Genomic DNA, 23,329 nt, shown 5'->3' with positions numbered 1-23,329 from the left:
CGTGATATGCGTTATGCATACCATGTGGTCATGGACAAGCACATCGACGTTTCGGCGTTGCGCGCCGCACTTGGATGGAGCCGAGCCGAGCTTGCGCTCGAAGCCGGGGTGGATGTGTCGACGGTGTGCCGTTGGGAAAATGGCGGCATTCCGAGACGCGGGCCCGCAAAGGCGCTTTTGGAGCGGCTGGCGGCCAATGTCGACGGGGCGTCGACGGCCACTGCGGCGACCGAGCCGGCCGGAAGCGGGGAGGGCGCGCGATGATCATCCGCCGCATCGGCCAAATTGGCACGCTGATCGCCATCCTGTGTTTCGTCGCGCTGGTGTTTGCGGCGCCGGGGCGCATGGGCGCCGATCTCGCCTTCGGGGTGACCTTTGCCGTCTGGCTTCTCATTCCGTTTTTTCTCGTTCTCGCACGCTGGAAGGGCCGGTCATGATCGCCCGCCTTTTCAGCAGCGCATCACGCGACCTTGGCGATAGGCCGGCCGGGATGATCTCGGATGAGATCCAGGATTGCGAGCCGCGGCTGGTGGCGCTTGGCGCGTCTCTGCGCGCGGCTGGCGATGAGGTTTTTGTTTCTGCCCCGCCCGCGTTTCCGCCCTGGGATCTCGAAGTTCCGGGGCCCGGCAGTCAGGGCGGGTCCGATCGAGCAGCGCAAAAAGATGCAGACGCCAATCTGCATCGGCGGGGTGGCGCAGCGAGCGCCGAGACATGTGACGGGAAATCGGATCAAGCCGGGTGTTTTTCACACCGCTCTCCTGATGCGGCCAAGCTGTCGGGAGCGGTGTCATGAGCTGCATGATGGATTTTGCCTTTCCGGTTGCAGGGGAGTCCCCCCCGTCGCGTTCCGAATATGGACGCGGCGGGGGCGGAATGTCTTCTCATTCAGTACGGACAAGTTTCCGTAATCAGAAATTGCAGGCCGGAAGACTGCACGCGGACGGCGTGGTGGCTTTCTTGAGGGCGCAGCATCCCGCGTCGACGGCGCAATGGGTGGCGTCTCTCACCGGCATCAATGCGACGACAATCGACAAATGGCTGTCGGGGCGCTCGGCGCCGGGCTTTGCGCATTTCGGCGCGCTCATCGCCGCCTATGGGCCGGAGCTTCTGGCCGCCGCCTTCGAGCGCGCACCGGACTGGCTGTCGGAGGCGGCGCAGGCGGAAAAGCGGGCGCGGCTGCAAGATCAGCAGGCGCGCATCGCCGCAGAAATGCGGGCCCTGGATGCGATGGCTGCAGATGGGATCGGCGCGGATGGGCGGGAGGGATCGCGATGAGCTGGGAAGAGCTGAGCGCTCCGGCGAAAAAGGCTGCGTCGGGGCAGGCGCCGGTGAGAATGGTGGCGTACGGCCCTGGCGGTGGGCGCGTGCGGCTTGGCGTGTTGCTGTCCGTCGATGTGATGGCGCAGCTGCTGCCGGAGGCCGCAAAAGGCGAGGGCGGCAAGCCGCGCTTCGTCGTGGCGCTCGGCACGGGCGAGCATGCGCATCAATTGCGCGTGCAGCCCAACGAGCACGGCGCCTTTGCCGCCAGCCATATCGGCCTGTCGCGCGGCGGACCGGGCGTCTATCGCCTGGTTTTGCCGATCTTCGACTGGCTGCCGGACGAGGCCGTGCCGGCGATCGCCTGCCGGCACGAGGTGACGCGCGACAAGGCGCTGATCGTCGATCTGCCGGGCTATGTGATCAAGGCGCGCGATCAGGCGCGGCGCGACCGCGCCCGGCTCGAGCTCGAAAAGGCGGCGCGGCGATGAGTGGGCCGCTCGCAACGCTCTGGCGCCGGCTGGCCTGGGGCTCGGCCGCGTCTTTCTGCCTGTCGCAGCAGGACGGGTGGCAGGCGCATTTCTGGCGGCTGGTGGAGGAGGCGCGTCGCGCCGAGCGCCGGGCCGCGATCTGGGGCCGGCGCGCCGAGGCCTGCGAGCGGCGGGCGCGCGCTGGTGGTTTCTCGGCCGACGGGGCTGGCTCTGCCGGCGTGTCCAGGCCGATGCGCGAGGGGCGCTTCGACCCCCGAGCCGGTGCGAGGCCGGCAGAGACATCACGAGCTCCACGCGTTCGAGGGGCGGCATCGGACCTTGTGTCCCCCCGAACGTCTGATCCCGCGCCGGCCGGGCGTGCGGCGGAGAGAGCCCCGGCGATTTTTCACAATGCCGCAGACGATCGGCCGCCGCGCCACAGTGACGTCTGCGATATGGGCGCGGCCGGGAATTCCGGTCAACCCACAACCTGCCCTGAGGGGCCGGCCGAGCCTCATGCTCGCGACCTGGCCGCGCCCGTTTCCTGCGATTCCGGCGAGAGCCGGTCCATCTCTTTCGGCTCCGGCCGATCCGGGGCCCCTGTGGTGTCTCGCGGGGGCGTGACCTCCCCAACTCGACCGGCGCCGAGGCTTGTCTCGGTGCCGGTCGTTTTTCCGGGGCTCGATCCGCGCGGCGTGCGGGGTCTGCCGCTCAATTCCAAATCCTTACGAGGTGAATGATGGCTCAGGTGAGCGCGATGGCGCGCGTCATGGTCGATGTGATGCAGGAGAGCCTGGCGCGCGACCCGCACGAATACAAAGCGCCGCATGCGCCCCGGGGTACGCCGCCGCGGCCGCATGATCCGCGCGATGCCGCGAAGCGCGAGCGGCGCGAAGCGTACCTGAAAGGGTGCGCGGACACGCGGGCGATGATGAAGGCGCGCGATGAGGCGCGTGGCCTGCCCTTGGCGCGGGAGCGTATGGGCTGATGTCTCCCGCCGCCTCAAAGAAGTCCACCTGGGCTTACCGCCCGCCGGACGGGCAGTCGTCGCGCGAGATCCTGACGGACGAGGCGGCGCGAGCGGAGCTTCTCGCCGGGGCGCGTCAGGCGCCGCACGAGATCCTTCTGACGCGGCATTTCGCGCGCGGGGAGGATGGGGCGCCCGGGCGCTGGCGGCTTCTCGCGGCGCTGCCGGGCACGCAGACGGCCGTCGCCCTGACGCCGCAAGAGGCGCGCGATCTGGCGAACAAGATCGACGGGCCGAAGCGGGCGAAGGCGGATGCGGAGAGGCGCCCTATGGGGACTCCGTTGCGGGCGCATCGCCAGCTGGCCGCGACGCTCATGCGCATCGGCCATGAGATGGCGGAAGACAATCAGCGGATTGCCGAGGCGGCGAAGGCGGAGGCTGGCGCGGCCGGCAAGCGCCACCCCTCACCGACCTCGCTGCGCTCGGCCACCTCTCCCCGCAACGAAAAGCAGGGGCGGGGAGAGGAAGGGAAGGGTCGCTCGGGGGTGGGCGAAGCGGCCGAGAGGGAAGGAGATCTGTGATGGTGGACGATGCGCGCACGCAGCGGCGGGCCGAGCTCGCCGCGGGCATTCTGGGAAAGCCCGTCGGCTATTGGGTGATGCCGGAGCCCGGGCTGATCGATGCGGGCGAGAGCCCGGCGGAGCGGCTCGCTTTGCGCGAGGGGGCGAAGAACCATTATCCGGCGGGGGCGGCCTATATCGCGCTTGCCGAAGCGCGGGCCTATTCCGTGCAATTCGAAGACCTTCTGAATTCGGCGCTGCTGCTGGTGCGTTACGCGCTCGTGGCCGATGCGGCGCGCGGCGGGCTTTCCGTCGATGGCGGGGTGCCGTCATGAGCGGGTCCGGTCGCGTCACGCTGACGCTCGCCTTTCACGATTTTTCCGACAAGGCGTTTTTCGTCTCCGAGACGGGGATCGCAGAGCGCGGCGTCTGGCTGCCGCGCTCGCAATGCCGCTTCGACGATCTCAATCGCGACAAGGTCGAGGCCTGGGAGGCCGCCAACGAGGCGCTGCCGCGTCGCGTCCGCGACGAGGCGGTGATCACCGTCAGGGTTTCGGAATTCATCGCCAAAGATCGAGGGCTGATCTGATGGGCCGGCGGCGGACACATGATCACGCGGCCGTTTTGCGGCTGTGGCGCGACGGGCTGTCGTTCGGAGAGATCGCTCTGCGGCTTCGCCTGCCGCGGACCACCGTCGGCTCGATCATTCGCGCGGCGCGCGAACGCGGCGAGCTGCCGGCGGCCGACGCCGTGCGGCCGGACAACCGGCTCGGCCGGCCCTTCAACCTCCGGATCGACGACCGGCGCGTGGTGCGCGCGCTGGAGCGGGAGGCGCGGCGCCGCGATGTCAGCCTCGGCACCGTCGCGCGCCGCCTTCTGGCAACATGTGCGCAGGACCGGCTTTTCGATGCGGTGCTGGACGATGGGGGAATGCGATGAGTGGCATGACGAAGGAAGAGCGCATTGCGCTCGGTGAGCGGGTGGCGTCGCTCGAAATGGCGATCGCGAAAATCGAGAATGCGCGGAAGCCGTTCGACGAGGCGATCAAAGTGATCGTCAACGCGCGCGACGAGATGCTGGAGGCGGCTGGCGTCACCGAGGTCCTCGGCTATTGCGAGACATGCGCGGTACCGCTCTTCGACGGCGACCGCGGCTTTTACGATTCCGAGGCCGGTCTCTATTGGTGCGAAGATGACGCGCCGACCTGGGGCCAGTTGCGGGAAGACATCGAGGCGCTGCCGGATGGCACAACGGCTGACGACGGGCGGACGAAAGCCGACGTTCTAGCGGCGATCGACGCGCACGATCCGGCCGAGCGCGCCGTGCGGGTGCTGTGATGAGCGCGGACACCAAGATCGAATGGGCGGATGCGACCTGGAGCCCGTGGCTCGGCTGCACGAAGATCGCGCCGGCCTGCGACCATTGCTATGCCGCCGATTGGGCCAAGCGCACCGGGCAGCCGAAGCTTTGGGACGGCGAGCGCCGGCGCACCAGCGTGGATTACTGGAAGCGCCCCTTGAAGTGGAACCGCGGGGCCGAAAGGGCCGGCGCGCGGAAAAGCGTGTTTCCGTCGCTCTGCGACCCCTTCGACAACCAGGTGCCGAATGAATGGCGCCGCGATTTCTTCGATCTGATCGATGCGACGCCGCACCTTCTGTGGCTGCTGCTGACGAAGCGCCCGCAGAACATTCTGCGCATGGTGCCGCTCGATTGGCTCCATTCCTGGCCTGAGAATGTCTGGCCCGGCACGACGGTCGAGGACCGCAAGCGCGCCGGCCGCAATCTGTGGGAGCTGGCACAGGTGCGTTCGCGCGTGCGCTTTATGTCGGCCGAGCCCCTTCTTGAGCCCATCGATCTCACCGCGATCGAAAACCCGCACGGCGAGACGTTCAACGCGCTGACGGGCTTCGTCAACGACGACATCGGATGGGTTCAGGCCATCGACTGGGTCATCTGCGGTGGCGAGAGTGGGCCGAATGCGCGGCCGATGCATCCCGATTGGGCGCGCAGCCTGCGCGATGAATGCGCGGACGCTGGCGTGCCGTTTTTTTTCAAGCAATGGGGGGAGTGGGGAGAAGCCTGCGACGACTGGCGCGATTTGGACGGCGGCCATGTGGAGGTCGATCCCGACAGCGATATGGGCGAGAGCCTGTGGGACGCGCGCACGGACACGCTTCTGACATTGGACGGTCGACGCTTTTCTCCGGCGACGCTTCCCGAGGATGTCCGGGCCCGGCTGATGACGCGCCTCGGCAAGGCACATGCCGGCCGGCTTCTGGATGGTGTCGAGCACAACGGCATGCCGGAGGTTTCGGCATGAGGGCCTCGCCGATCCTTGCCGCCCTCAGTGAGGCGCAGAACCATCGTTGTGCCTATTGCGGCACGCGCATGGTTTTGCGCGGGATCGACAAGAAGCCGAAGCGGCGCGCGCCCGGCATGAGCTGGAGGGAGACGCGGGCCAACTGGCTTTTGAGGGTGGCGACGAAGGACCATGTCGTCCCGCGAAGCATGGGCGGCGGAAACGATCGTGACAATCTCGTCGCGGCCTGCGTCTGGTGCAACAAGTATCGCGGCAATCAACCGGCCGCAGCGGCGTTCGCTCGCGTGCAGAAGCGGTTGCGCCGTGGCTCACATCCGCATGTGGCGTTCGCCGAGGGCCGGCGCCTGCAGAAGGCCCGCAATCTCAGAACCATCGAGGCGGCGGCATGACCGGCGCCATTTCGACAGGGCCGCGCCGCATTCAGCGCTCGCGCGCCAAGGGCTGGCGGATGCCGGCCGGCGCTATCTATGTCGGGCGGCCGTCGCGCTTCGGCAATCCGTTTCCGGTGTCGGGGCCGTGGATCTCCTGGGCCGCGATCGCGGCGGGGTTTCGCGGCGATGCCGAGGGGCGGCGTGCCGCGGCGGTGGCGTTTTATGAGGTGTGGCTGGCGCGGCACAGCCTGGCGGGCGAATGGGCCGACGCCCATACCGCCGAGGGCATTGTCTTCGCGACCGGCGTTCTGCGACAGGTCACCGGCGTTCTCAAGACGCCGGCTCAGGAGCGTCTCGAATATCCGGGCGGGCACGAGGATATTCTGCCGGATGCGGTGCGCCGGTCGGCGGCCGAGATGATGCATCTTTTCGATGCGCCGGTTCTGCCGGCGCGGCCGGGCCTTGCGGAGATCCGCGAGCGGCTTTCTGGCCGCGACCTCGTCTGCTGGTGCCGGCTCGATCAGGCCTGCCACGCCGACGTGCTTCTCGACATCGCGAACTCCGAAACCACAGAACGGGAGGTCGGGCTATGAGTTCCGGGCACAATTCCGGCGCGCCCAGGGCGCCGCAATCAGGCGGCGTCGCCGCGGGGCGGCTGCGCGCCTTCATCGAGCGCATTGAGCGGCTGGAGGAGGAGAAGAAGACCGTCTCCGACGACATTCGCGAGGTCTATGCGGAGGCGAAGGCGAACGGCTTCGACGCCAAGGTCATGCGCCAGGTCGTGAAGCTGCGCAAGCAGGATGCGGCGGAGCGGCAGGAACAGGAGGCAATTCTCGACCTCTACATGCACGCCCTCGGCATGCTGCCTCTGTTCGATGACGGCGAGGATGCGGACGTGGCGCCGGCGGCTGATGCGGCGTCGGAAGATGCGTCGTCGGACGAGGCGCCCGTCTGGCCGCGGGGCTCGGCGAAGACGGCACAACGGGCGAGCGATGTCGATCATGGGTAAGGCGAAGCGCACAGAGCTGCCGACCCTGGCGGAATATTTCGGCGATGGGATGCGCGGTCACGGGTTCGAAGAATTCCAGCGGGCCACTGCGCGATGGCTGGACGATGAGCCGCGCGACGAATGTCAGGCGATTCTTGCGGCGTTCCTGCGGCCGATGTCGATCGCGATCGTGGAGGCGGGAAATCAGGAGGCCGTACGACGCGCGAGCGCTGACAACGTCTTGCGCCTTGCCCCCTATGCCGCCGGCGCGGCCGTTTCGGGCGCGATGATCTCCGTACTTGCCGACGGCTTCCCCCAAGACAGCCTCAAGACCGTGTTGATGGCGGCTTTCGAGAATGGCGTCGACATGATGCTCGCGGCGCAGGGAGGGCGCGATGAAGGCTAATCCACGCCCGGAAAACGAATTCCCCACCGTGAAGGACATGTCGCAGGCGATCGACCATCTGGTCGAGCTCGGCCTCGGCGACTTTCCGGTGCAGCTTCTCGTCGTCCCCGTTTCGACGATCGAGGCGATTGCCAGGACCGTCGATCCGGCGCTGCCGCCGCGGCCGGAGGGCAAGGCATCTTTGATGGTGCAGCTCGACGGCGCAGGCGAAGCCCGGCTGCCTGTCACGATTCTGTCGGCGGGGTATCTCGATGCGGTCGGTCATGACTGAGGCCTGGGCGCCGCCGCGGGAGATGCTGGACCGTCGCACGTTCTTCGATGCGCCCGCCTCGGTGCGGGCGCGGGTGGCCGCGCCGGTTTTTGCCGCGCCGCGGCCGATGGATGCGCGGCAGCGGGCGGAGACGATCGCGGCGGACCGCAAATGGGCCTGCGTGTGGCTCGCCCATGCGCGCCGCTGCAAGGCCGGCGGTCGGCCGCATGATGCGATCGAGGCGCTTGCCAAAGCGCGGGACAGCTGGCGCCGCGCTTTGTGGATGGGGCGGGCGTTTCCCGAGGTTCTCGGCCTCGTGGCGATGCCGCCGCTTTTGGAGGCGATCGCCTATGGGCGGCAGCTCTGCGCGCCCTGGGAGAGCGGACGGGGCGACTGGCCTGTGGAGTTTGGCGCGGCACGGGCGGGGGGCGCGGGATGAGAGATCGTGCTCTTGCCTTTGCCGGCGGCATGCTGGCCACCGTGTGCCTTATCTCAGTCTCGGGACAGTACGCCGATATGGTCGTTGACGTCGTGCTCATTGCCGTTCTGGCCTGGGCCGGCGGCGTGGAGGACTCGGCATGAGCGCGCAGAGCTTTCTGTCGGGCCGCGTCGTCCTGCACGCGGGCGATTGCCGCGAGGTGCTCGCTGCGCTGCCTGACGCCAGTGTCGACGCTGTGGTGACCGATCCGCCGTATCATCTCGCCTCGATCGTCAAGCGCTTTGGCAAGGCGGGGGCTGCGCCGGCCCGGTCGAATGGGGCGACGGGCATTTATGAGCGCGCTTCGCGCGGCTTCATGGGGCAGGAATGGGACGGCGGCACGGTCGCCTTCGATGTGGCGACCTGGGAAGCCGTTGCGCGTGTCTTGAAGCCCGGCGGACATCTTGCCGCTTTCGCTGCGCCGAAGAACGCGCACCGGATGGTTTGCGCGATCGAGGATGCCGGTTTCGAAATTCGCGACACGCTGATGTGGCTGTTCGGTTCCGGCTTTCCGAAATCGCTCAATGTGGCGAAGGCAATCGACAAGCATCTCGGCGTCGATGGCGAGCGGATTGCGAGCGGCGCCGAGGTGCGGCGCATCCGGCCCGGCGCGGACCAGCACAAGGTCGGCTGGGAGAAGCTCGACGACCGGACCTATACGCCGCACGATTATATGCCGGGGTCCGGCGACGCGGCAAAGTTCGACGGCTACGGCACGGCGCTGAAGCCCGCATATGAGCCGATCGTGCTGGCGCGCAAGCCGTTGTCGGAGGGGAGTATCGCGGCGAACGTGCTGGCGCACGGGACCGGCGGGCTGAACATCGATGGGTGCCGGGTCGAGGGGCTGCCAAAGCCGTTTGTCGGGGGTACGTCCCGGCATGGCGGACAGCTTGGCGGCGCTGGAGTCAGCACCGGAAGGCGGAGTGACTGGAACGGTTCCGATTTGGGCCGCTGGCCGGCCAATGTCGTGCATGACGGGTCGGGCGAGGTGGTGGCCGCGTTTCCGCGCGAGGCGGGAGCGCAGCGGCCCGTCAGCGGCCAGGAAAAATCGTCCGTCACATCGGATGTCTATGGCGCACGCGGGCGCGTCGCCGGGGCGTTCCATGGTGACAGCGGCTCGGCCGCGCGGTTCTTCTACACGGCCAAGGCGGGTGCTGAGGATCGGCTCGGCTCGAAGCATCCGACTGTCAAGCCCCTGGCGCTGATGCGCTGGCTGGTGCGTCTCGTCGCGCCGCCGGGAGCTGTGATCCTCGACCCGTTTGCCGGGACGGGCACGACCGGCGCGGCGGCCTTCTGCGAGGGGCTGTCGGCCGTTCTGATTGAGCGCGAGGCGGCGTACCGCGCCGATATCGAGCGGCGCATGGCGCTGATGCTGGCGGGACCGGAGGAGCGCCGCGCGGCGCTGACGGAACAGGCGGGGCATGACGGCCTGCCGCTTTTTTCAGGAGGCGCATCATGAGCCGCGAGCGGCTGCCGGCGCGGCGGGCGTCGGAACAGATTTCCTTCTCCGTCGAGCGCCAGGGCGTGGCGCCGCAACGCTACGAGGCGACGATCGGGTTTTACCCGGACGGGCGCATCGGCGAGGTGTTTCTGGCTGGCGGCAAGAGCGGATCGGACCGGGCGATCGCGCTGCATGACGGGGCGATGGCGCTGTCCTTCGCGCTGCAGCACGGGGCGCGGCCGGAGGATATGCGCCGGGCGTTCTCGCGCGATGCCAGCGGCACGCCGGAAGGCCCGCTCGGCGCGCTCGCCGACATTCTCTGCGCCGTGGGGCGCGGCGGGCCCGGTGGGGAGACCGGCGGGGGGCCGGAGTGTGTGGAGACGGGAGAGAACGATGGCGAAGCGGGGATTGGGTGGGGTTCGGCCGAGTGTTGGCGTGGCCTGGCGTGTGGGGTCGATCCCGCTCCAGCATTTGTTTCGACGGCCGGTGAGCAACAAGAGCCTGGTGCCGTGCCGCATTCCGGCGCCGCGGACCAGCGAGCGGATGTTCCGCGCGCGCCTGCGCCGGATCAGCGCGCGGATAGCGAAGCCGCGCAAGGGGCGGCGGCGGAGATGACGGCCGGCATGGCCGGACCCCCTCCCCCTTGCGGGGAGGGGGCTGGGGGAGGGGTGCCGCAGGCGGATGATTGCCGATCCGAGACGCCCCCCTCCCTGTCCCTCCCCCCGCAGGTGGGGGAGGGGACCAAGACGGCCAACGCTGAGGGCGATGGGGGCGGGGCATGATTCGCGAGCTTATCGTCGACAGCTTCGCCGGCGGCGGCGGCGCCTCGACCGGAATCGATATGGCGCTCGGTCGGTCGCCGGATTTCGCCATCAATCACGACGCCGAGGCTTTGGCTATGCACGCGGTAAACCATCTGGCGACCCGGCATGTCTCGAAGAACGTCTGGAAGGTCGATCCGCTCGATCTCGTCGGACGGCAGCCCGTCGGGCTCGCCTGGTTCTCCCCCGATTGTTTCCCGGCCGGAACGCTCATTGTCACCGACCGCGGCTATAAACCCATTGAGCAAGTGCAAGAGGGCGACATGGTCCTCACTCACCATGGCCGCTACCGCCGCGTATACGCGACGATGCGGGCGGTTAAGCCGCTCGTCACCGTGTCGGGACAAGGCGTGCCGCCGATCCGCGTGAGCGCCGAGCATCCGTTCTATACGCGCGCGGCGTCGAACGTGTGGGACAACAAGCGGCGCACGTACCGTCGGACTCTTGGCGAGCCGACGTGGACGAAGGCCGCCGACCTCCGAACGGCTGGCGCGCCGATGAATGCAGCCGGCGGGGACCTGTCCTTCTGGGCTGCGCCGGCCGAGTTTCCAGCACTGCCGATACCCCCGGTCGGCGGGCGCGGCATGTCAATCGACGATCGTCTGATGTGGCTGGCCGGGCGCTACGTGGGCGACGGGTGGTCGCGCATCGGCAGCGGTCGGGCCGAGCTCGTCATCACCTGCGGCCGCGACGAGGCCGAGAGCCTACGCGAACGCTTGCAGACTTGGCCGCGCGTCGGCAACAGGGCTGGGGCCGACGAACTCGCCTGGCACGAACGAGAGACCACGACTGCCTACCAGTTTTCGACTTCGCATCATGGCCTCGTCGAGTGGCTCCGACACGAGTTCGGTCATGGTGCCGCGGCGAAACACTTCCCGGCGTGGGCGCTGGGAATGTCGGCGCGCATGCGCAGAGCACTTCTCGACGGTTACCTGTCCGCGGACGGCGCCGAGATGAACATCAAGTCGGTCATCGTAAACGAGACGAATACGATCTCGCGGCGGCTGGCTTTCTCGACCAAGGCGCTGGCGGAAAGCCTTGGCGCTGCCGCGCAGGTATATGGGCCGCGCGCGAACACCACCGAGATTGACGGCCGCAAAGTGACTGCGAACCCCACGTACATGGTGAGGTGGCGTTTCGACCCGGTACGGATGCAGCACGTCCGCGACGGCCTGCACACCTGGACGAGGGTTCAGAAGGTCACGGACCGCGGCGAGGCGGCCCCCGTCTTCAATATCTCCGTTGAAGAGGACGAGAGCTACATCGCGGACGGGATCGTCGTCCATAACTGCAAGCACTTCTCGAAGGCCAAAGGCGGACGGCCGGTCAAGCGCTCGATCCGCGATCTTGCCTGGGTGGTGATCCTGTGGGCGAAGCGTGCCCGGCCGCGGGTCATCATCCTGGAGAATGTCGAGGAGTTCCGAGATTGGGGCCCACTGGTGGAGCGCGAGCCGGGCAAATGGGTGCCGTGCCCGGAGCGCCGTGGGGCAACATTCCGGCACTGGCTCGGCGAGCTGAAGCGCCTTGGATACCGCGCCGAATGGCGCGAATTGCGTGCCTGCGATTACGGCGCGCCGACAATCCGCAAGCGGTTTTTCCTGATCGCACGGCGTGACGGGCAGAAGATCGTCTGGCCGGCGCCGATGCATGGCGCGCCGGACGATCCGGACGTCATCGCCGGCCGGAAGCTACCCTGGCGGACCGCTGCCGAGATCCTCGACTTCTCGCTGCCGTGTCCGTCGATCTTTATGGACCGCGAAGAGGCACGCGCCTTTCACGCGGCGACTGGCATCCGAGTGAACCGGCCGCTCGCCGAGAACACCATGGCGCGCATCGCCAAGGGCATTCAGCGCTATGTGATGGAGGCGGCGACGCCCTTCGTCATCCCGGTGACACATGCTGGTGACCGGCGCTGCCACTTTATCGGCGAGCCTCTCAGGACCGTCACGACCGCGCAACGTGGCGAGTATGCGTTGGTCGCGGCGCATCTCGCCAAGTTCCGTGGCGATTCCGGAGGTGCTGCGATTGCTGCGCCGCTTCCTACGGTGACATCCAACTCGTTTCTGAAACGCCCTGGAGGAGCGCCACCGCTCGGTGTAATCGCCACCTTCCTTGCCCAGCACAATGGCGGCATGGTCGGGCACGACGCACGCGAGCCGATGTCGACGCTTGTGCGGACGGGTTCGACGCAGGCCGTCGTCTCGGCCGGTCTGATCAATCTAAAGGGTTCCGACCGGCGCATGTCGACGGCTGCTGCGCCGCTCGGCACGGTGACAGCGGGCGGGTGGCATCACGCCGAAGTGCGCGCCTTCCTGGTCAAATACTTCGGCACGGCTGTGGGGCAGGGACTCTCCGAACCACTGCACACCGCGACCGCCAAGCCGCGCTTCGGGCTGGTGGAGATCAAGGGCGAGCCTTTCGAGATCGTCGATATCGGCATGCGCATGCTGACGCCGCGCGAACTGTTCCAGGCTCAGGGATTTCCCGACAGCTACGTGATCGACCGCGGGCTCTTTCGGGATGCTGACGGACGGCAGGACGAGCGGCCTCTGACGGCGACGGCAGCGATCCGCATGTGCGGCAATTCCGTCTGTCCGCCGCTAGCGGCTGCGCTGGCCCATGCGAATTGTGCCGACATGGCGATCAGGGCGGAAGAGCAAAACGAGGTGGCAGCATGAGCGCACGACTTCTGGGGCCGGCGATCGGCGCCGATACGGGGACGCAATGCCGCAAGCTCGTCCTCATCAAGCTTGTCGATGCGGCCGAAGAGGACGGGACGCGCATCTATCCGTCCGTCGGCACGATCGCTCGCGCAGCGCTGTGCTCTGAGCGGCAGGTGCAGCGCGTTCTCTCCGAATTCGTCGAAGGCGGGCTCGTTTCCATCGTCCGGCGTGGCGGGGCGCGGCCCGGAGACACGACGGAATATGCGCTCAATGTGCGCCGGCTTTACTTCCTCGACCAGGAGGGTTGGGACGCGTTCTGGGCAAGCCGCCCCAATGCCAGCAACCCCAATGCCGCCAGCGACGAAGTTGCGGATGAAAGCAATGCGGGGGACGACCTGTCCGCCGCTTCTATGGGTGACACCATGTCACCCATGACATCTGCGGCGATGGGTGACACCGAAGGGGGGGTATGGGTGACAAATCCGGCCTCTATGGGTGACACCAGATGTCACCCAACCCCTCCTGACCCCTCCAATAACCCCTCCAGAGAGGCGCGTGAGGCGCGCGCGGGCGCGACGGGCTCGCCGGATCAGTTCCGAGACGATCCGCCTTCGCCAGCCGAGAGCGGCCCTTCATCGAGATCGGTTTCGAGGATGGGTGGCGAGGAGGCTCGGCGAGAGGCGGAGCGGGACGGGCGGTTCCGAAAGCTCGTGGAGATCTGGGCTCTGGAGGATCGCTCCGTCGGCGATCCGCAGCGCGAGGGGCGGGCCTGGCTGTCGCTGTCGGAGGCCGAGCGGGAGCGGGCGGCACGGCGCGGCAGGGCCTATCTCGCCACGCAGCACGCCGCCAAGGGGCGCACCGCGATCTGCGGCCTGTCGAGCTATCTCGCCAAGCGGGTTTTTGAACGGGTGCCGGACATCGACGAGGAGACGGTGGCGCCGCGCATCGCGCTCCATCCGCGATCGCAGGATTGGTGGGCCGTGTTCTGGCGCCGGCTGATGGCGGGGGCGGAGATCGATCCCGTCGCCAGGCGCTCGGGCCGCGATCTCGCCGGGATGATGCTGCAGGCGGCGTCCGTTTCCGGCGAGAAGGCCTGGGTGAGGCTCACGGAAATGCCGGATCAGGCGGCACGCGACCGGCTGACGAAAATCGAGGCGGGGTCGGCGGAGTTTCGGGCCTGGAGCGAGTGGGTCGGCGCGCAACAGGGCGTCGGCATCCGCCGGCTGAGTTCGGCCGGCAGCGAGGTGATCGGCAAATTTCTGTGGGTGCCGGCGGAATGGCCGCCGGGGTGCCAGCCGAAGGGCGGTGAGACGGGGGGTGGGGCGAAAAGCGCGGCGGGAGCCGGGAAAGGGTGAGCGAGATGGAACTTCGAAAGTTGCTCGACGAGCGTAAGGCCAAGCACGGTGATTTCAGCGATCACGCTCGGATCACGCGGGATCTCAAGCGCATCGTCGCAGGAGAGCTGACGCTGCGGTCTGTGCGATGCCAGGGCGGGATTACGCCGGTGATGGAGGAGGCGATCGATATGATCCAGCACAAGATCGGCCGCATTCTCGCAGGCGATCCGTCTGAGGCTGATCATTGGGATGACATCGCCGGTTATGCGACGTTGGTGGCTGATCGTGTGCGGGGCAGAAAGCAGGAGCCAAGTGCCAATGAACGCAGTGTGCCGCGCGCTGATGCGGTCCCGTCTTGCGGGCCGCTGACTGCGGAGGAGATGGCGGCGGAGCGGGTGAAGGCGCGCCAGCCGGCGGCCGGTTACGATCCTACGGTCATCGCCAAGCTCTCATCGAACGCGGAGAAGCTCACGATCCTGCCGGAAGATACGAGCCAGGCGTCGATCACCATCCCGCTGGGGCAGCCGATCACGCCCGAGCTGATGGAAGAGATCTGGAAATTTAACTCGTCGACGGCGAGCGATGAATGGCAGCCGGTGCCCGCCGATGGCTTGTTTTTCTCGCTCGGTGAAATCGGGGTGCGCAAGCCGTCTGAGCCGGCTGAGCCTGGACCGAAGAAACGCCGTGGAAAGCGAGTGCGCAGGCTGGCTAAGCGGCTGCTCTGGCAGATCAGCAAATTCGAGGAAGGGTGCAGCCACACATTTGTCGAAGTGGGCGGATCGGGCAGGCCGGAAGATTGCCCGGAATGCGTGCGCGGGCTGATCGACGCCATGACGCGGGAGCTGATTAAGGCGAAAGGCGATCGCCCATGAAGACGATCTCGATCGAGGCGTTGCTCGCCTGGGCCTTTCAGGACGAATTGCCGAAGCGCGACTGGAATGCGCCGGGGATCGACGTGGCGCTCGCGAGCTCTTTCGATCTCGTCGCGCGCTACGGCGAGACCGGGTGCGAGATGGTGTCGGACGGGCGGCCGCAGGCCTATGCCGCCCATCTCGGCGAGACGCCGGATCCGGATGCGCTTCTCGTCGAGGCGGCGGTGATGCGGCTGTCCGGGCTGAAGCCGGTGCTGCACGAGGCGCCGTCGCTGCTGCTCGCCGACATGGCGGCGGAGGTTCGCGACGCAGCGGACGCGCTGGCGGATCGGCCAGGCGAAGGCAATGGCAAGGCGGCCTCCGGCGAAAAAGACGGCGACGCCGCGACGCTGCCGGTGGGGCGGTTCAACCTCGTGGAGCTCGTGCGCGTCAAGGCGGCGCTCGGCACGCGGCCGGACTGGCTCACCGACGTGCCGGAGCGGGTGGTCTATCGGCCGGATGGGTGGCGGGGGCGCAGCGCGCCGCTCTTCGTCAAGCGGCAGGTGGCGGGCGCGTTCGGACGCATCTATGAGCGCGAAGAGCAGGTCGCGTGCGACCCGAAGACGAAGCGGGCGCCCAAAGGGGCCTATCACAAATACAGCTGGCGGCCGCGGGTGGAACATGCGCTGGCGGAGCGGCTGGAATGGCTGTTGTGGGTCGTGGCGCTGGAGACCGTGCGCGACGCGCTGGTGGCGGGGGATGGTGGCCAGCTCGCTGCGCATCGGCTGAGCGACGAGCTGCCGCCGGCTCTGCCATGGGTGACGGGGCCATGGGTGACGGGCGAAGATATCCACCGCGAAAATGTGCCGGTGCGGGTGATCCCTGATCTCAGGCTCGAGGCGGGCGGCGATGGCGTGCCGGGCGCGGAGAAAGCCGCGCGACGCGTGGCCTTGCGGCCGAAGACGCGGCCGAAAGCCGGGCCCATGCGCCGCGTCGCGTGAGGCCGGGCGCCGGGGCGGCGGCGGCGCCTGGGCGATGGTGCGGCGACGCGGGGCTTGACTTTGCGGTCAAACTTGACAACCGTCCGAAGCGTCGAATTGTGTTCAAGAGCCCGCGCGGGAAACCGCCGCGGGCTTTTTGGTTTGGAGGTCTGCGCTTGGCCGAATTGTCGCTGCGCTGGGTCGATGCACGCAATGCGCGCCGCTTCGAAGAGGCGGCGGCGATGCTCGGCAGCGAGAAGCTCGCCGGCGTGCAGATGCGGGCGGTCAATCGCGCCGGCAATGCGGGTCGGACGGCGGCGGGGCGCGCGCTCGCCGGTCAGACGGGGCTGCCCGCTCGATATGTGCGCGGGCGGCTCATCAAGGGCACGAAGCGTGCGGCGGGCGGCCGGCTCGTCTATGCGATCGACGCCAAAGGCGGGCCGATCCCGCTCAAGTTCTTCAAGCCACGCGAGACGCGCAAGGGTGTCTCTGCTGCGCCGTTCGGGAAGCGGCAGGTCTTCGAACATACCTTCATGAAGGCGGGGCGGTTCCCCAAGCGCGTTGCGTTCAATGGCGGCGGTCACGTTTTCATGCCGGATCTTGGATCACGCAAATGGGGGCGGTCGATGGAGGTCGAGTTCTCCGACGTTGTGTTCCCGAGCGAGATGGTGTCGGGTGCGTCGGCCGCGGCGTGGGAACGCGTCGGGCTGCCGACCTTGGAAAAGCGCATCAGCCACGAGCTGAAACGCGCATCGGGCGGGGTGCTGAGCTGAGGCCTGCGGCGGCTTATTCGCAGGTGATGCTTGTCTGACACAAGCGCCAAATCAGCCCCCCGGTTCAGGGACCGTTTTCCGACCGCGCCAGCCGGCGGGGCAAAGACCTCCCGAGTTTCGGCTAGTTTTACAGGGCGCGAGATTGAGTTGACAGGGTTGACACCGGCTGTCGCCGGTTGACACCGCAGGAGGTGCGATGCCGACGGACGACGCACCGCGGGTGATGTTGTCGATCGGGCAGATCGCAGAGCGAGAAGGGGTCTCGAAACAGGCGATCTCGAAGATCGTCAAGAAGCTCGTCGACGAGCACGGCGTGCCTGTCGAGCGTGACGGGCGCGGGCGCATCGCCAGGGTCAGCCTGGCGCATTTCGAACATCACCGCGGCCACTACACGAACCCCGCCAAGCGAAGCGCGGTTGCGGCGGTCTCTCAGTCTGCAAATGCGGATCCAGGATCGTCAGAAGCGCGATCGCCAAGCGATTCGTTCGAAGAGGCGCGACGCCTGAACGAATGGCTGAAGCTCGAACGCGGCCGGATCGAGCATCTCGAAGAGCTCAAGCAGCTCGTGCGCGCTGACAAACTGCGCGATGCGCTCGAAGCGATCGGCCGCGAGATCCAGGCGGCAGTCAACAGGCTGCAGAATCAGGCCGACGATCTTGCCGTCGCAGTCTCGAAAGAAGGCGTGCACGGCGCGCGCGTGAAGCTCAGAGCAATCGCCTTCGACCTCAACGAGGATATCGCCGCGCGGCTCGCCGCAATCGGAACAAAGGCACCGGCCGAGGACGACGTGGTTAAAGGCGAGGCCAGTGGATGAACGCGCATGTTGGAGCGATGGCCTTCACGGCGCGGACGCTGGCGGAGGCGATTCGACCGAAACCGCCGATGCCGTTTCGAGCGTGGCTGCCGAAAAACATCGTTCTTATCGACGGTCCCAAGAAGGGAGATTTCTGGGCCGAGGCGGATGCGCCGTATCTCGGCGAGATCGCGGACTGTCTCAGCCTTGAGCACCCATGCAACCTGGTGTCCGTGCGCAAGGCGCAGCAGACCGGCGTGTCGATTCTTGCCTTGGCCTGGTCGCTGTATCTCGCTGAAACGAGCCCGGATAACATCCTCTACGCGGTCCCATCGCTCGATCTGCTGCGAGAGATGAACGGCCAAAAGTTGCAGCCGCTCATCGATGCATGGCAGGCAAAGACCGGCAAGCGAATCATTGAGCCGGTGCGAAGCCGATCTGGCGAAGGGTCGACAGCCTCTGAAAAGCGTTTCGCCGGTGGTCTATTGATTATGGCAAACGCCAACTCCGTCTTGGACCTGTCGGCAAAGACATGCCGTTACGGGATCAAAGATGAGGTCTCAAAATGGACCGAAACGCCGAATGGTGATGATCCCGAGGCGCTGTTTTTCGGTCGTTTCACGGCGTTTCGGCGCCAGCGAACTTACAAGATATTCGAGCTGTCGACGCCGGAAATTGATACTGAAGATGAGCTCGGCGAAGCGCCTGGACACTGCCGGATCGACCGCTCGTTCAAGCACTCAGATCAGCGCTATTTTCACGTCGCCTGTCCCGAATGCGGACATTCGTTTTGGCAGTGCGAAGAAACCTTTGAGATCGACAGAAAGCACCCGCACAAGAGCGTGCAGGTGTGCCAAGGATGCGGGCACTGGATCTCGGAAATGGAGCGCGTGCCGGCCGTGAGGCAAGGCCGCTACGTGCCGGCGATCACCGGCCCGGATCGGCATCCCGGGTTTCACGTCGACGGCTTCATGTCGTTGATGATGTCTTACGAAGCGATGGCCGAGGAGTCGCTGCAGGCCGAAAAGAAAGGCGAAGCCGAGCGGAAGAACTACGTCAATCTCTTTCGCGCGCTGGCCTATGTGATGAAGGGCAATGCGCCCGAGCATAAGCGGCTCATGGAGCGCCGCGAAGACTATCCGCAGAATGTGGTTCCAGAGCCTGGCTTGATCTTCACGGGCGGTGCGGACGTCCAGCACAACGGCATATGGGCGGAAGCCGTGGCGTTCGCGGAGGATCGGCAGACGTGGTCGGTCACAGCTGAATTCTTTCAGGGTGCCACGGACAATCCGAACGAAGGGGCCTGGAAGCTTCTCGACGCGTTTTATCGTCGTGAGTTTGAGGATGCGTTCGGAAACCCGCGGAGCCTGGACGCTCTCACCGTCGATGGCAGTGACGGCAACCGTGCGAATCAGGTGCTTGAGTGGTGCCGACGCCGGCCTCGCTGCTACGCGATCAAGGGGCAGGGCGGCCGCGGCGTCCCGGCAATCAGTGTGCCGAAGAAGGTCGGCGTCACCCGCAAGGGCAAGCGGCGCCGTTTTGGCAGCGCAGAATTGTGGCCGGTCGGCACATGGACGCTCAAATCAGAGTTTTACGCCAACCTGCACAAGACTGGCCTTGCCGCGGGCGAAGTGGCGGACCCGCCGGGATACTGCCACTTCGGCATGTTCCTCGGGGAAGAGTATTTCAAGCAGCTGACTGCGGAATTCTTCGACCATGGCCGGATCGTTCGCGGGCGCCTGACAGGAGAAGAGTGGAAGCGCATTCGACGCGACAATCACTTTCTTGATTGTCGCGTCTACGCCATGGCGATCGCCGAGCATCTCGGTCTGTCGCGCATGCGGCCGGCAGAATGGGCGGCGCTTCGGGCGCGGCTGCATCCAGATCATGCGATCGACCTCTTTGCAACGGAACCGGAGAAGCTTTCTGCGGCTGCCAAGGATGCCGCGGAAAGCGCGGCGGAGCCCGCTGATACCGCGTCCGTGCCATCGGAAACGGTGAAGCCGGCGCCGGAGGGTGCGCCGCAGAAGCCCTCGCGCCCGGAGAGGCGGCGGCGGCCGGGGTGGAAGGCTTACCAGTAGGAGCATGATGGAAGCTGTCGAGAAGAAGCGCGTCCGCGTGAAGGCGGGGCGCTCTGCTGGCACGTCTGCGCCTCGCTCTGCCTCGGCGTCAGCTGCGGCAGTGGCGTTGCCGGCGCCCGCTGCGGCGGGCGGCGCGGCTGCCGGTCAGACGGTTGCCGCGGCTGCGAGTGCCGGCGGGCGCGCGTCGATGCGGCCGAGCGCGCGCTATCTCCGCGGCGATCGTGCCGGCGTCCTGCATATGCGCCGGGCGGTGACGCGCGACGCGAAGCTCGATGTGCTCGAAGCGGCGGAGCGGGCGTCGGCTCTGGCGCTCGACTTCATGCACAATTCCGGCTGGATTGCGGGTGCCGCGCGGCAGATCATTTGCGATACGGTCGGAGAAGAGCTCAAGCTGTCCTGTCGGGCCAAGCTTGAGAAGCTCGGCTACTCCGAAGAGGAAGCGACCGCATGGCGCCGGCAGGTCGAAGACGACTGGCGGGAGTGGTCGTGGAATCCCAGCGAGTGCGACCTCGCCGGCTCGGCTACGATTGCGGAAATGGTCGACGCCATCATCCGGTCCTACATGGCCTACGGCGAAGGTTTCGGTGTTCTCGACGAGCTGCCGCCGGCCATGCGGCAGCGATACGGTGTCACAAGCGGACTGAAAGTTTCTTTGGTCGCGCCGCATCGTTGCCCTCGCCGATCGAGCCTTTTCGAGGGGCTCGAGCAAGGCATTCTCAAAGACGATCTCGGCCGCGCGCGTGCGTATCGCTTCCGCGAGCTGCGTGACGGGATCGAGGTCGACAAGGACGTCGATGCGGCGGACGTCATCCATGTCATGGATCGCGGCGAGAACCTGAACGCGCCGCGCGGCATTTCGCCGATGGCGCCGGCTTTCAAGGTCATCGCGCAATACGATCAGCTTGCAGATTCGACAGGCGCGACTGCGCTCTTGCAGACAGCCTTCGCGGCGACGCTCAACTCGCCGGAAGCCTCGGCTGAGGCGTTCGAGGCCATTCTGTCGCTGTCTGAGACGGCGACGCCGCCGGCGAATTACAATGCAGAGGATTGGGCGTCGCTGGTCGGCTCGGTGCAAGCCGATCTGATGGAGGTCTGGGAACATCGCATCTCGGCGCTGAAAGAGCATGGGCTCTCGATGAACGATGCCGCCCGCATCAACAAACTCGGCCCGGGCGAAACGTTTTCGATGCACACGGCTCAAACGCCGGGCTCGCAATATCTGCCGTACTCGCAGGATCTTCGACGGGAAATGGCGCGGACTTTCGGCCTGACTTTCGAAAGCTTCTCGATGGACCACTCGAACGCAACCTACACGAGTGCGCGAATGGGCAATGCGAGCACCTGGCCGATTGTCCTGAGGCGCCGCGCCCGCATCGCCGTGCCATTCATGCAGCGGATTTACGAGCGCTTCCTCGAAGAGCGCATTCGCGAAGGACGGACGCCATTCAAAGGCGGCTATCAGGTATTTCTGCGTCACCGCGAAGCTGTGTTCCAGGCGGAGTTCCAAGGCCCCGCCGCCCCGGTGGCAGACGATTGGAAAGCCGCCAACGCCGCCGAGAAGCGGCTGGAACTTGGCATCTCCACGTTCGGCGACGAATGCGCTCTCGCTGGCCGCAATGGCGATGAGCAGATCGCGCAGATCGGCCGCGAGATCAAAGCCTTCGAGGCGGCAGGCGTGCCGCATCCGTTTGGGCGGAAACAGGGCGGCTCTGGCGGGCCGCAGGGCGGGGCGGTCGAGGGCGACCGAACGCCGGCGAACGAGGACGCATAATGGCGATTCCGACGCTTGCCGACGATCCGTGCGGCAGGGCCGCGGCGCTGCGGGAAGTGCGCACGGCGATCGCGACCGGGGACAGCGTGGCGCGGGCGCGCTTTGGCGAGGACGAGATGGGCTATTTCAAGGCCGATGCGGCGATGCTCGATCGTGAGATCGACGCGGCCGATCGGGCCTGCGCCATCAAGGAAGGCCGGGCGCCGAAACGGCGGCGCTACGCCATGCGCGGCGTGATGCGCCCTTACTGAGGATTTTCGATCATGGCTGTCATCCTGGATGGCGCCGACCTTTATCTGGTCGGTGCGGTCGGCTTCGACTTTTTCGACGATTATTTCACCCATTCCGAAGTGCTGATGGCGCTGGCGGAGGCGGGGTCGGGCGCGGATCTCACGATCCATCTCAACAGCCCGGGCGGCTACACGGATCAGGCCGAGGGGATCGCCAATGCGATCCGTCTCCGGTCCGGCAAGACCGATGTCGTCGTCGCCGGCGTGTGCATGTCGGCGGCGACCATCATCGGCTGTGCGGGCGACGAGCTGGCGATGTCGCCGGGCTCGGTTTACATGGTGCATGAGCCGGCGATCACGCTGATCTCGGCCAACAGCGACGGCATCAAATCCGCCGAGAAATACCAGCGCATCAGCACGGACGCGTATGCCGCCGCCTATGCCGAGCGGACGGGCAAGAGCGACGCCGAGGTGCGCGCCTGGATGAAGGCAGAAACCTATTTCTCGGCGGAGGAGGCGGTCGAGGCCGGCTTTGCCGATCGCGTCGCGGGCGATGCCGTCGAAATCACGGCCGTCGCGCCGGCCTTTCCCTATGCCGACAAGGGCCTTTTCGCGCATGCGCCCCGGCGCCTGGTGGCGCTGGCGAGCAAAAAGAATTGGCGTCTGCCTGACGCCAAAATGGCGGCCAAGTCCGCCGCTGCAGACCGTCCAGACAAGGAGACTTCGATGACTGACAAGGAACGGGCGGACGCGTTGGCCGCCGAATTGGAGAGCCTGAAGGCTGAAATGAAGGCGTCGAAGGACGCCGACGAGACGGCGTCGCTGCAAGCCGAGTTGAAGGCGCTCAAGGAAGAAAAGGAAGACCGCGAGCGCCGCGACGCGATCATGGCGCTCGAGGAAGCGGATGGCCGCGAAGAGCAGGCCAAGGCGCTGGCCGATGCCGGCGTTGCGGTCGAAGCCGCGAAAAAGGTGCTCGCCGCGTCGGCAAAGGCGCCGGCCGATCCCGGCAGTCATCGCCTCAACGGCGCCGGACTGAATGGCGGCGGCAAGGGGGGCGGGGCGCAGGCCGGCGCAAGTCGCGCCGCGATGGTCGCCAATATGCGCAAGCTGATCGGCAAGGAGGCCAACTGAGATGCCAAGCGTCATCAATGAGGGTCGCTATGCGAGCGACTGGCTGAAGGAATACAAGCACGACTATTCGGTCGAAGAGGTCATCATCGCCTCTGGCTCCGGCGTCGTCGAAAGCGGGACGGTCATCGGCAAGATCACCGCATCCGGAAAGTACGCGCCTGTTACTGTCGCGGCTTCGGATGGCAGCGAGGACGCGGCGGGCATTTTGATGAATGCCGTCGATGCGACGAGCGCGGATGCACCTGGTGTCGCCGTGGTGCGCTTTGCCAAGGTCGTCCATCAAGGCCTGAAATACGGCGCCGATGTCGACACCTCCGCCGAACGCGCGGCCATTCATGCTGCTCTCGGCGCACTCAATCCACCGATCCTCGTGCGCGAAGGAGCCTGACC

At 66.7% G+C, this 23,329-nt stretch carries 31 protein-coding genes and 2 pseudogenes; all 33 read left to right on the top strand.

What is annotated here, in order from left to right; genetic code table 11:
* Positions 1-6: 6 nt before the first annotated feature.
* The 33 genes and pseudogenes from L0F51_RS04090 (at position 7) to L0F51_RS03930 (ending at position 23,327) form a co-directional block, all read left to right on the top strand.
* On the top strand, positions 7-264 hold the full coding sequence (locus L0F51_RS04090; RefSeq protein WP_234628062.1) for a DNA-binding transcriptional regulator: 258 nt from the start codon (positions 7-9) through the stop codon (positions 262-264).
* Positions 261-437, top strand: coding sequence for a hypothetical protein (locus L0F51_RS04085; protein ID WP_234628061.1), 177 nt, complete (start codon positions 261-263; stop codon positions 435-437). Before L0F51_RS04090 ends, L0F51_RS04085 begins: the two co-directional genes overlap by 4 nt.
* Entirely contained in the window at positions 434-793 is a 360-nt protein-coding gene (locus L0F51_RS04080; protein WP_234628060.1) for a hypothetical protein, read from the top strand. The genes L0F51_RS04085 and L0F51_RS04080 overlap by 4 nt, the downstream gene beginning before the upstream one ends.
* A gap of 155 nt (positions 794-948) precedes the next feature.
* A complete protein-coding gene (locus L0F51_RS04075; protein WP_234628059.1) occupies positions 949-1,275 on the top strand; it encodes a hypothetical protein in 327 nt (108 codons plus the stop codon).
* Complete coding sequence (locus L0F51_RS04070) at positions 1,272-1,748, top strand: hypothetical protein (RefSeq protein ID WP_234628058.1); 477 nt, start codon at positions 1,272-1,274, stop codon at positions 1,746-1,748. Before L0F51_RS04075 ends, L0F51_RS04070 begins: the two co-directional genes overlap by 4 nt.
* Positions 1,749-2,484: 736 nt before the next feature.
* Positions 2,485-2,715, top strand: a complete 231-nt coding sequence (locus L0F51_RS04065; RefSeq protein WP_234628057.1) for a hypothetical protein — start codon at positions 2,485-2,487, stop codon at positions 2,713-2,715.
* Entirely contained in the window at positions 2,715-3,275 is a 561-nt protein-coding gene (locus L0F51_RS04060) for a hypothetical protein (RefSeq protein WP_234628056.1), read from the top strand. Before L0F51_RS04065 ends, L0F51_RS04060 begins: the two co-directional genes overlap by 1 nt.
* Positions 3,275-3,589: a hypothetical protein gene (locus L0F51_RS04055; RefSeq protein WP_234628055.1), complete on the top strand. Its 315-nt coding sequence runs from the start codon at positions 3,275-3,277 to the stop codon at positions 3,587-3,589. The genes L0F51_RS04060 and L0F51_RS04055 overlap by 1 nt, the downstream gene beginning before the upstream one ends.
* Positions 3,586-3,843, top strand: a complete 258-nt coding sequence (locus L0F51_RS04050; RefSeq protein ID WP_234628054.1) for a hypothetical protein — start codon at positions 3,586-3,588, stop codon at positions 3,841-3,843. Before L0F51_RS04055 ends, L0F51_RS04050 begins: the two co-directional genes overlap by 4 nt.
* 35 nt (positions 3,844-3,878) lie before the next feature.
* Entirely contained in the window at positions 3,879-4,193 is a 315-nt protein-coding gene (locus L0F51_RS04045) for a hypothetical protein (protein WP_234628053.1), read from the top strand.
* A complete protein-coding gene (locus tag L0F51_RS04040; protein WP_234628052.1) occupies positions 4,190-4,591 on the top strand; it encodes a hypothetical protein in 402 nt (133 codons plus the stop codon). Before L0F51_RS04045 ends, L0F51_RS04040 begins: the two co-directional genes overlap by 4 nt.
* The gene (locus tag L0F51_RS04035; RefSeq protein WP_234628051.1) at positions 4,591-5,574 is read left to right on the top strand and encodes a phage Gp37/Gp68 family protein; all 984 of its coding nucleotides are present in this window, start codon (positions 4,591-4,593) and stop codon (positions 5,572-5,574) included. The genes L0F51_RS04040 and L0F51_RS04035 overlap by 1 nt, the downstream gene beginning before the upstream one ends.
* On the top strand, positions 5,571-5,963 hold the full coding sequence (locus tag L0F51_RS04030; protein ID WP_234628050.1) for an HNH endonuclease: 393 nt from the start codon (positions 5,571-5,573) through the stop codon (positions 5,961-5,963). The genes L0F51_RS04035 and L0F51_RS04030 overlap by 4 nt, the downstream gene beginning before the upstream one ends.
* Complete coding sequence (locus L0F51_RS04025) at positions 5,960-6,538, top strand: DUF4326 domain-containing protein (RefSeq protein WP_234628049.1); 579 nt, start codon at positions 5,960-5,962, stop codon at positions 6,536-6,538. The genes L0F51_RS04030 and L0F51_RS04025 overlap by 4 nt, the downstream gene beginning before the upstream one ends.
* A pseudogene (locus L0F51_RS04020) lies at positions 6,535-6,837 on the top strand (DUF2312 domain-containing protein); the annotation flags it as partial. The gene L0F51_RS04025 and the pseudogene L0F51_RS04020, both read left to right, overlap by 4 nt.
* Before the next feature lie 109 nt (positions 6,838-6,946).
* On the top strand, positions 6,947-7,339 hold the full coding sequence (locus L0F51_RS04015; RefSeq protein WP_234628048.1) for a hypothetical protein: 393 nt from the start codon (positions 6,947-6,949) through the stop codon (positions 7,337-7,339).
* Positions 7,329-7,610 (top strand): hypothetical protein, encoded by a 282-nt coding sequence (locus L0F51_RS04010; protein WP_234628047.1) that lies wholly within the window; start codon positions 7,329-7,331, stop codon positions 7,608-7,610. The genes L0F51_RS04015 and L0F51_RS04010 overlap by 11 nt, the downstream gene beginning before the upstream one ends.
* Positions 7,603-8,028 (top strand): hypothetical protein, encoded by a 426-nt coding sequence (locus L0F51_RS04005; RefSeq protein WP_234628046.1) that lies wholly within the window; start codon positions 7,603-7,605, stop codon positions 8,026-8,028. Before L0F51_RS04010 ends, L0F51_RS04005 begins: the two co-directional genes overlap by 8 nt.
* On the top strand, positions 8,025-8,171 hold the full coding sequence (locus tag L0F51_RS04000) for a hypothetical protein (protein WP_234628045.1): 147 nt from the start codon (positions 8,025-8,027) through the stop codon (positions 8,169-8,171). The genes L0F51_RS04005 and L0F51_RS04000 overlap by 4 nt, the downstream gene beginning before the upstream one ends.
* A complete protein-coding gene (locus tag L0F51_RS03995; RefSeq protein ID WP_234628044.1) occupies positions 8,168-9,526 on the top strand; it encodes a DNA methyltransferase in 1,359 nt (452 codons plus the stop codon). Before L0F51_RS04000 ends, L0F51_RS03995 begins: the two co-directional genes overlap by 4 nt.
* Positions 9,523-10,290, top strand: a complete 768-nt coding sequence (locus L0F51_RS03990; RefSeq protein WP_234628043.1) for a hypothetical protein — start codon at positions 9,523-9,525, stop codon at positions 10,288-10,290. Before L0F51_RS03995 ends, L0F51_RS03990 begins: the two co-directional genes overlap by 4 nt.
* Positions 10,287-10,685, top strand: a pseudogene (locus tag L0F51_RS20105) (Hint domain-containing protein); the annotation flags it as partial. The gene L0F51_RS03990 and the pseudogene L0F51_RS20105, both read left to right, overlap by 4 nt.
* A gap of 141 nt (positions 10,686-10,826) precedes the next feature.
* Entirely contained in the window at positions 10,827-13,007 is a 2,181-nt protein-coding gene (locus tag L0F51_RS19900) for a DNA cytosine methyltransferase (protein ID WP_370642368.1), read from the top strand.
* A complete protein-coding gene (locus tag L0F51_RS03975) occupies positions 13,004-14,347 on the top strand; it encodes a helix-turn-helix domain-containing protein (RefSeq protein WP_234628042.1) in 1,344 nt (447 codons plus the stop codon). The genes L0F51_RS19900 and L0F51_RS03975 overlap by 4 nt, the downstream gene beginning before the upstream one ends.
* Positions 14,344-15,201, top strand: a complete 858-nt coding sequence (locus tag L0F51_RS03970; protein ID WP_234628041.1) for a hypothetical protein — start codon at positions 14,344-14,346, stop codon at positions 15,199-15,201. Before L0F51_RS03975 ends, L0F51_RS03970 begins: the two co-directional genes overlap by 4 nt.
* Positions 15,198-16,181 carry a hypothetical protein gene (locus L0F51_RS03965; RefSeq protein ID WP_234628040.1) on the top strand — a complete coding sequence of 328 codons (984 nt, stop codon included), beginning with the start codon at positions 15,198-15,200 and terminating at the stop codon, positions 16,179-16,181. Before L0F51_RS03970 ends, L0F51_RS03965 begins: the two co-directional genes overlap by 4 nt.
* A 155-nt stretch (positions 16,182-16,336) precedes the next feature.
* The gene (locus tag L0F51_RS03960; protein ID WP_234628039.1) at positions 16,337-16,933 is read left to right on the top strand and encodes a phage tail protein; all 597 of its coding nucleotides are present in this window, start codon (positions 16,337-16,339) and stop codon (positions 16,931-16,933) included.
* A gap of 196 nt (positions 16,934-17,129) precedes the next feature.
* Positions 17,130-17,747 (top strand): hypothetical protein, encoded by a 618-nt coding sequence (locus L0F51_RS03955; protein WP_234628038.1) that lies wholly within the window; start codon positions 17,130-17,132, stop codon positions 17,745-17,747.
* The gene (locus L0F51_RS03950; protein ID WP_234628037.1) at positions 17,744-19,807 is read left to right on the top strand and encodes a terminase gpA endonuclease subunit; all 2,064 of its coding nucleotides are present in this window, start codon (positions 17,744-17,746) and stop codon (positions 19,805-19,807) included. Before L0F51_RS03955 ends, L0F51_RS03950 begins: the two co-directional genes overlap by 4 nt.
* Positions 19,808-19,811: 4 nt before the next feature.
* Entirely contained in the window at positions 19,812-21,578 is a 1,767-nt protein-coding gene (locus L0F51_RS03945) for a phage portal protein (RefSeq protein WP_234628036.1), read from the top strand.
* Positions 21,578-21,829, top strand: a complete 252-nt coding sequence (locus tag L0F51_RS03940; protein WP_234628035.1) for a hypothetical protein — start codon at positions 21,578-21,580, stop codon at positions 21,827-21,829. The genes L0F51_RS03945 and L0F51_RS03940 overlap by 1 nt, the downstream gene beginning before the upstream one ends.
* 12 nt (positions 21,830-21,841) lie before the next feature.
* Complete coding sequence (locus L0F51_RS03935; RefSeq protein WP_234628034.1) at positions 21,842-22,939, top strand: ATP-dependent Clp protease proteolytic subunit; 1,098 nt, start codon at positions 21,842-21,844, stop codon at positions 22,937-22,939.
* A gap of 1 nt (position 22,940) precedes the next feature.
* On the top strand, positions 22,941-23,327 hold the full coding sequence (locus L0F51_RS03930) for a head decoration protein (RefSeq protein WP_234628033.1): 387 nt from the start codon (positions 22,941-22,943) through the stop codon (positions 23,325-23,327).
* Positions 23,328-23,329 lie beyond the last annotated feature (2 nt).

The sequence above is a fragment of the Afifella sp. H1R genome, assembly GCF_021462425.1.
Taxonomy (GTDB): Bacteria; Pseudomonadota; Alphaproteobacteria; order Rhizobiales; family Afifellaceae; genus Afifella; species Afifella aestuarii.
The sequence above is the reverse complement of the archived record's forward strand: the minus strand, read 5'-3'. Positions and strand labels throughout refer to the sequence as shown.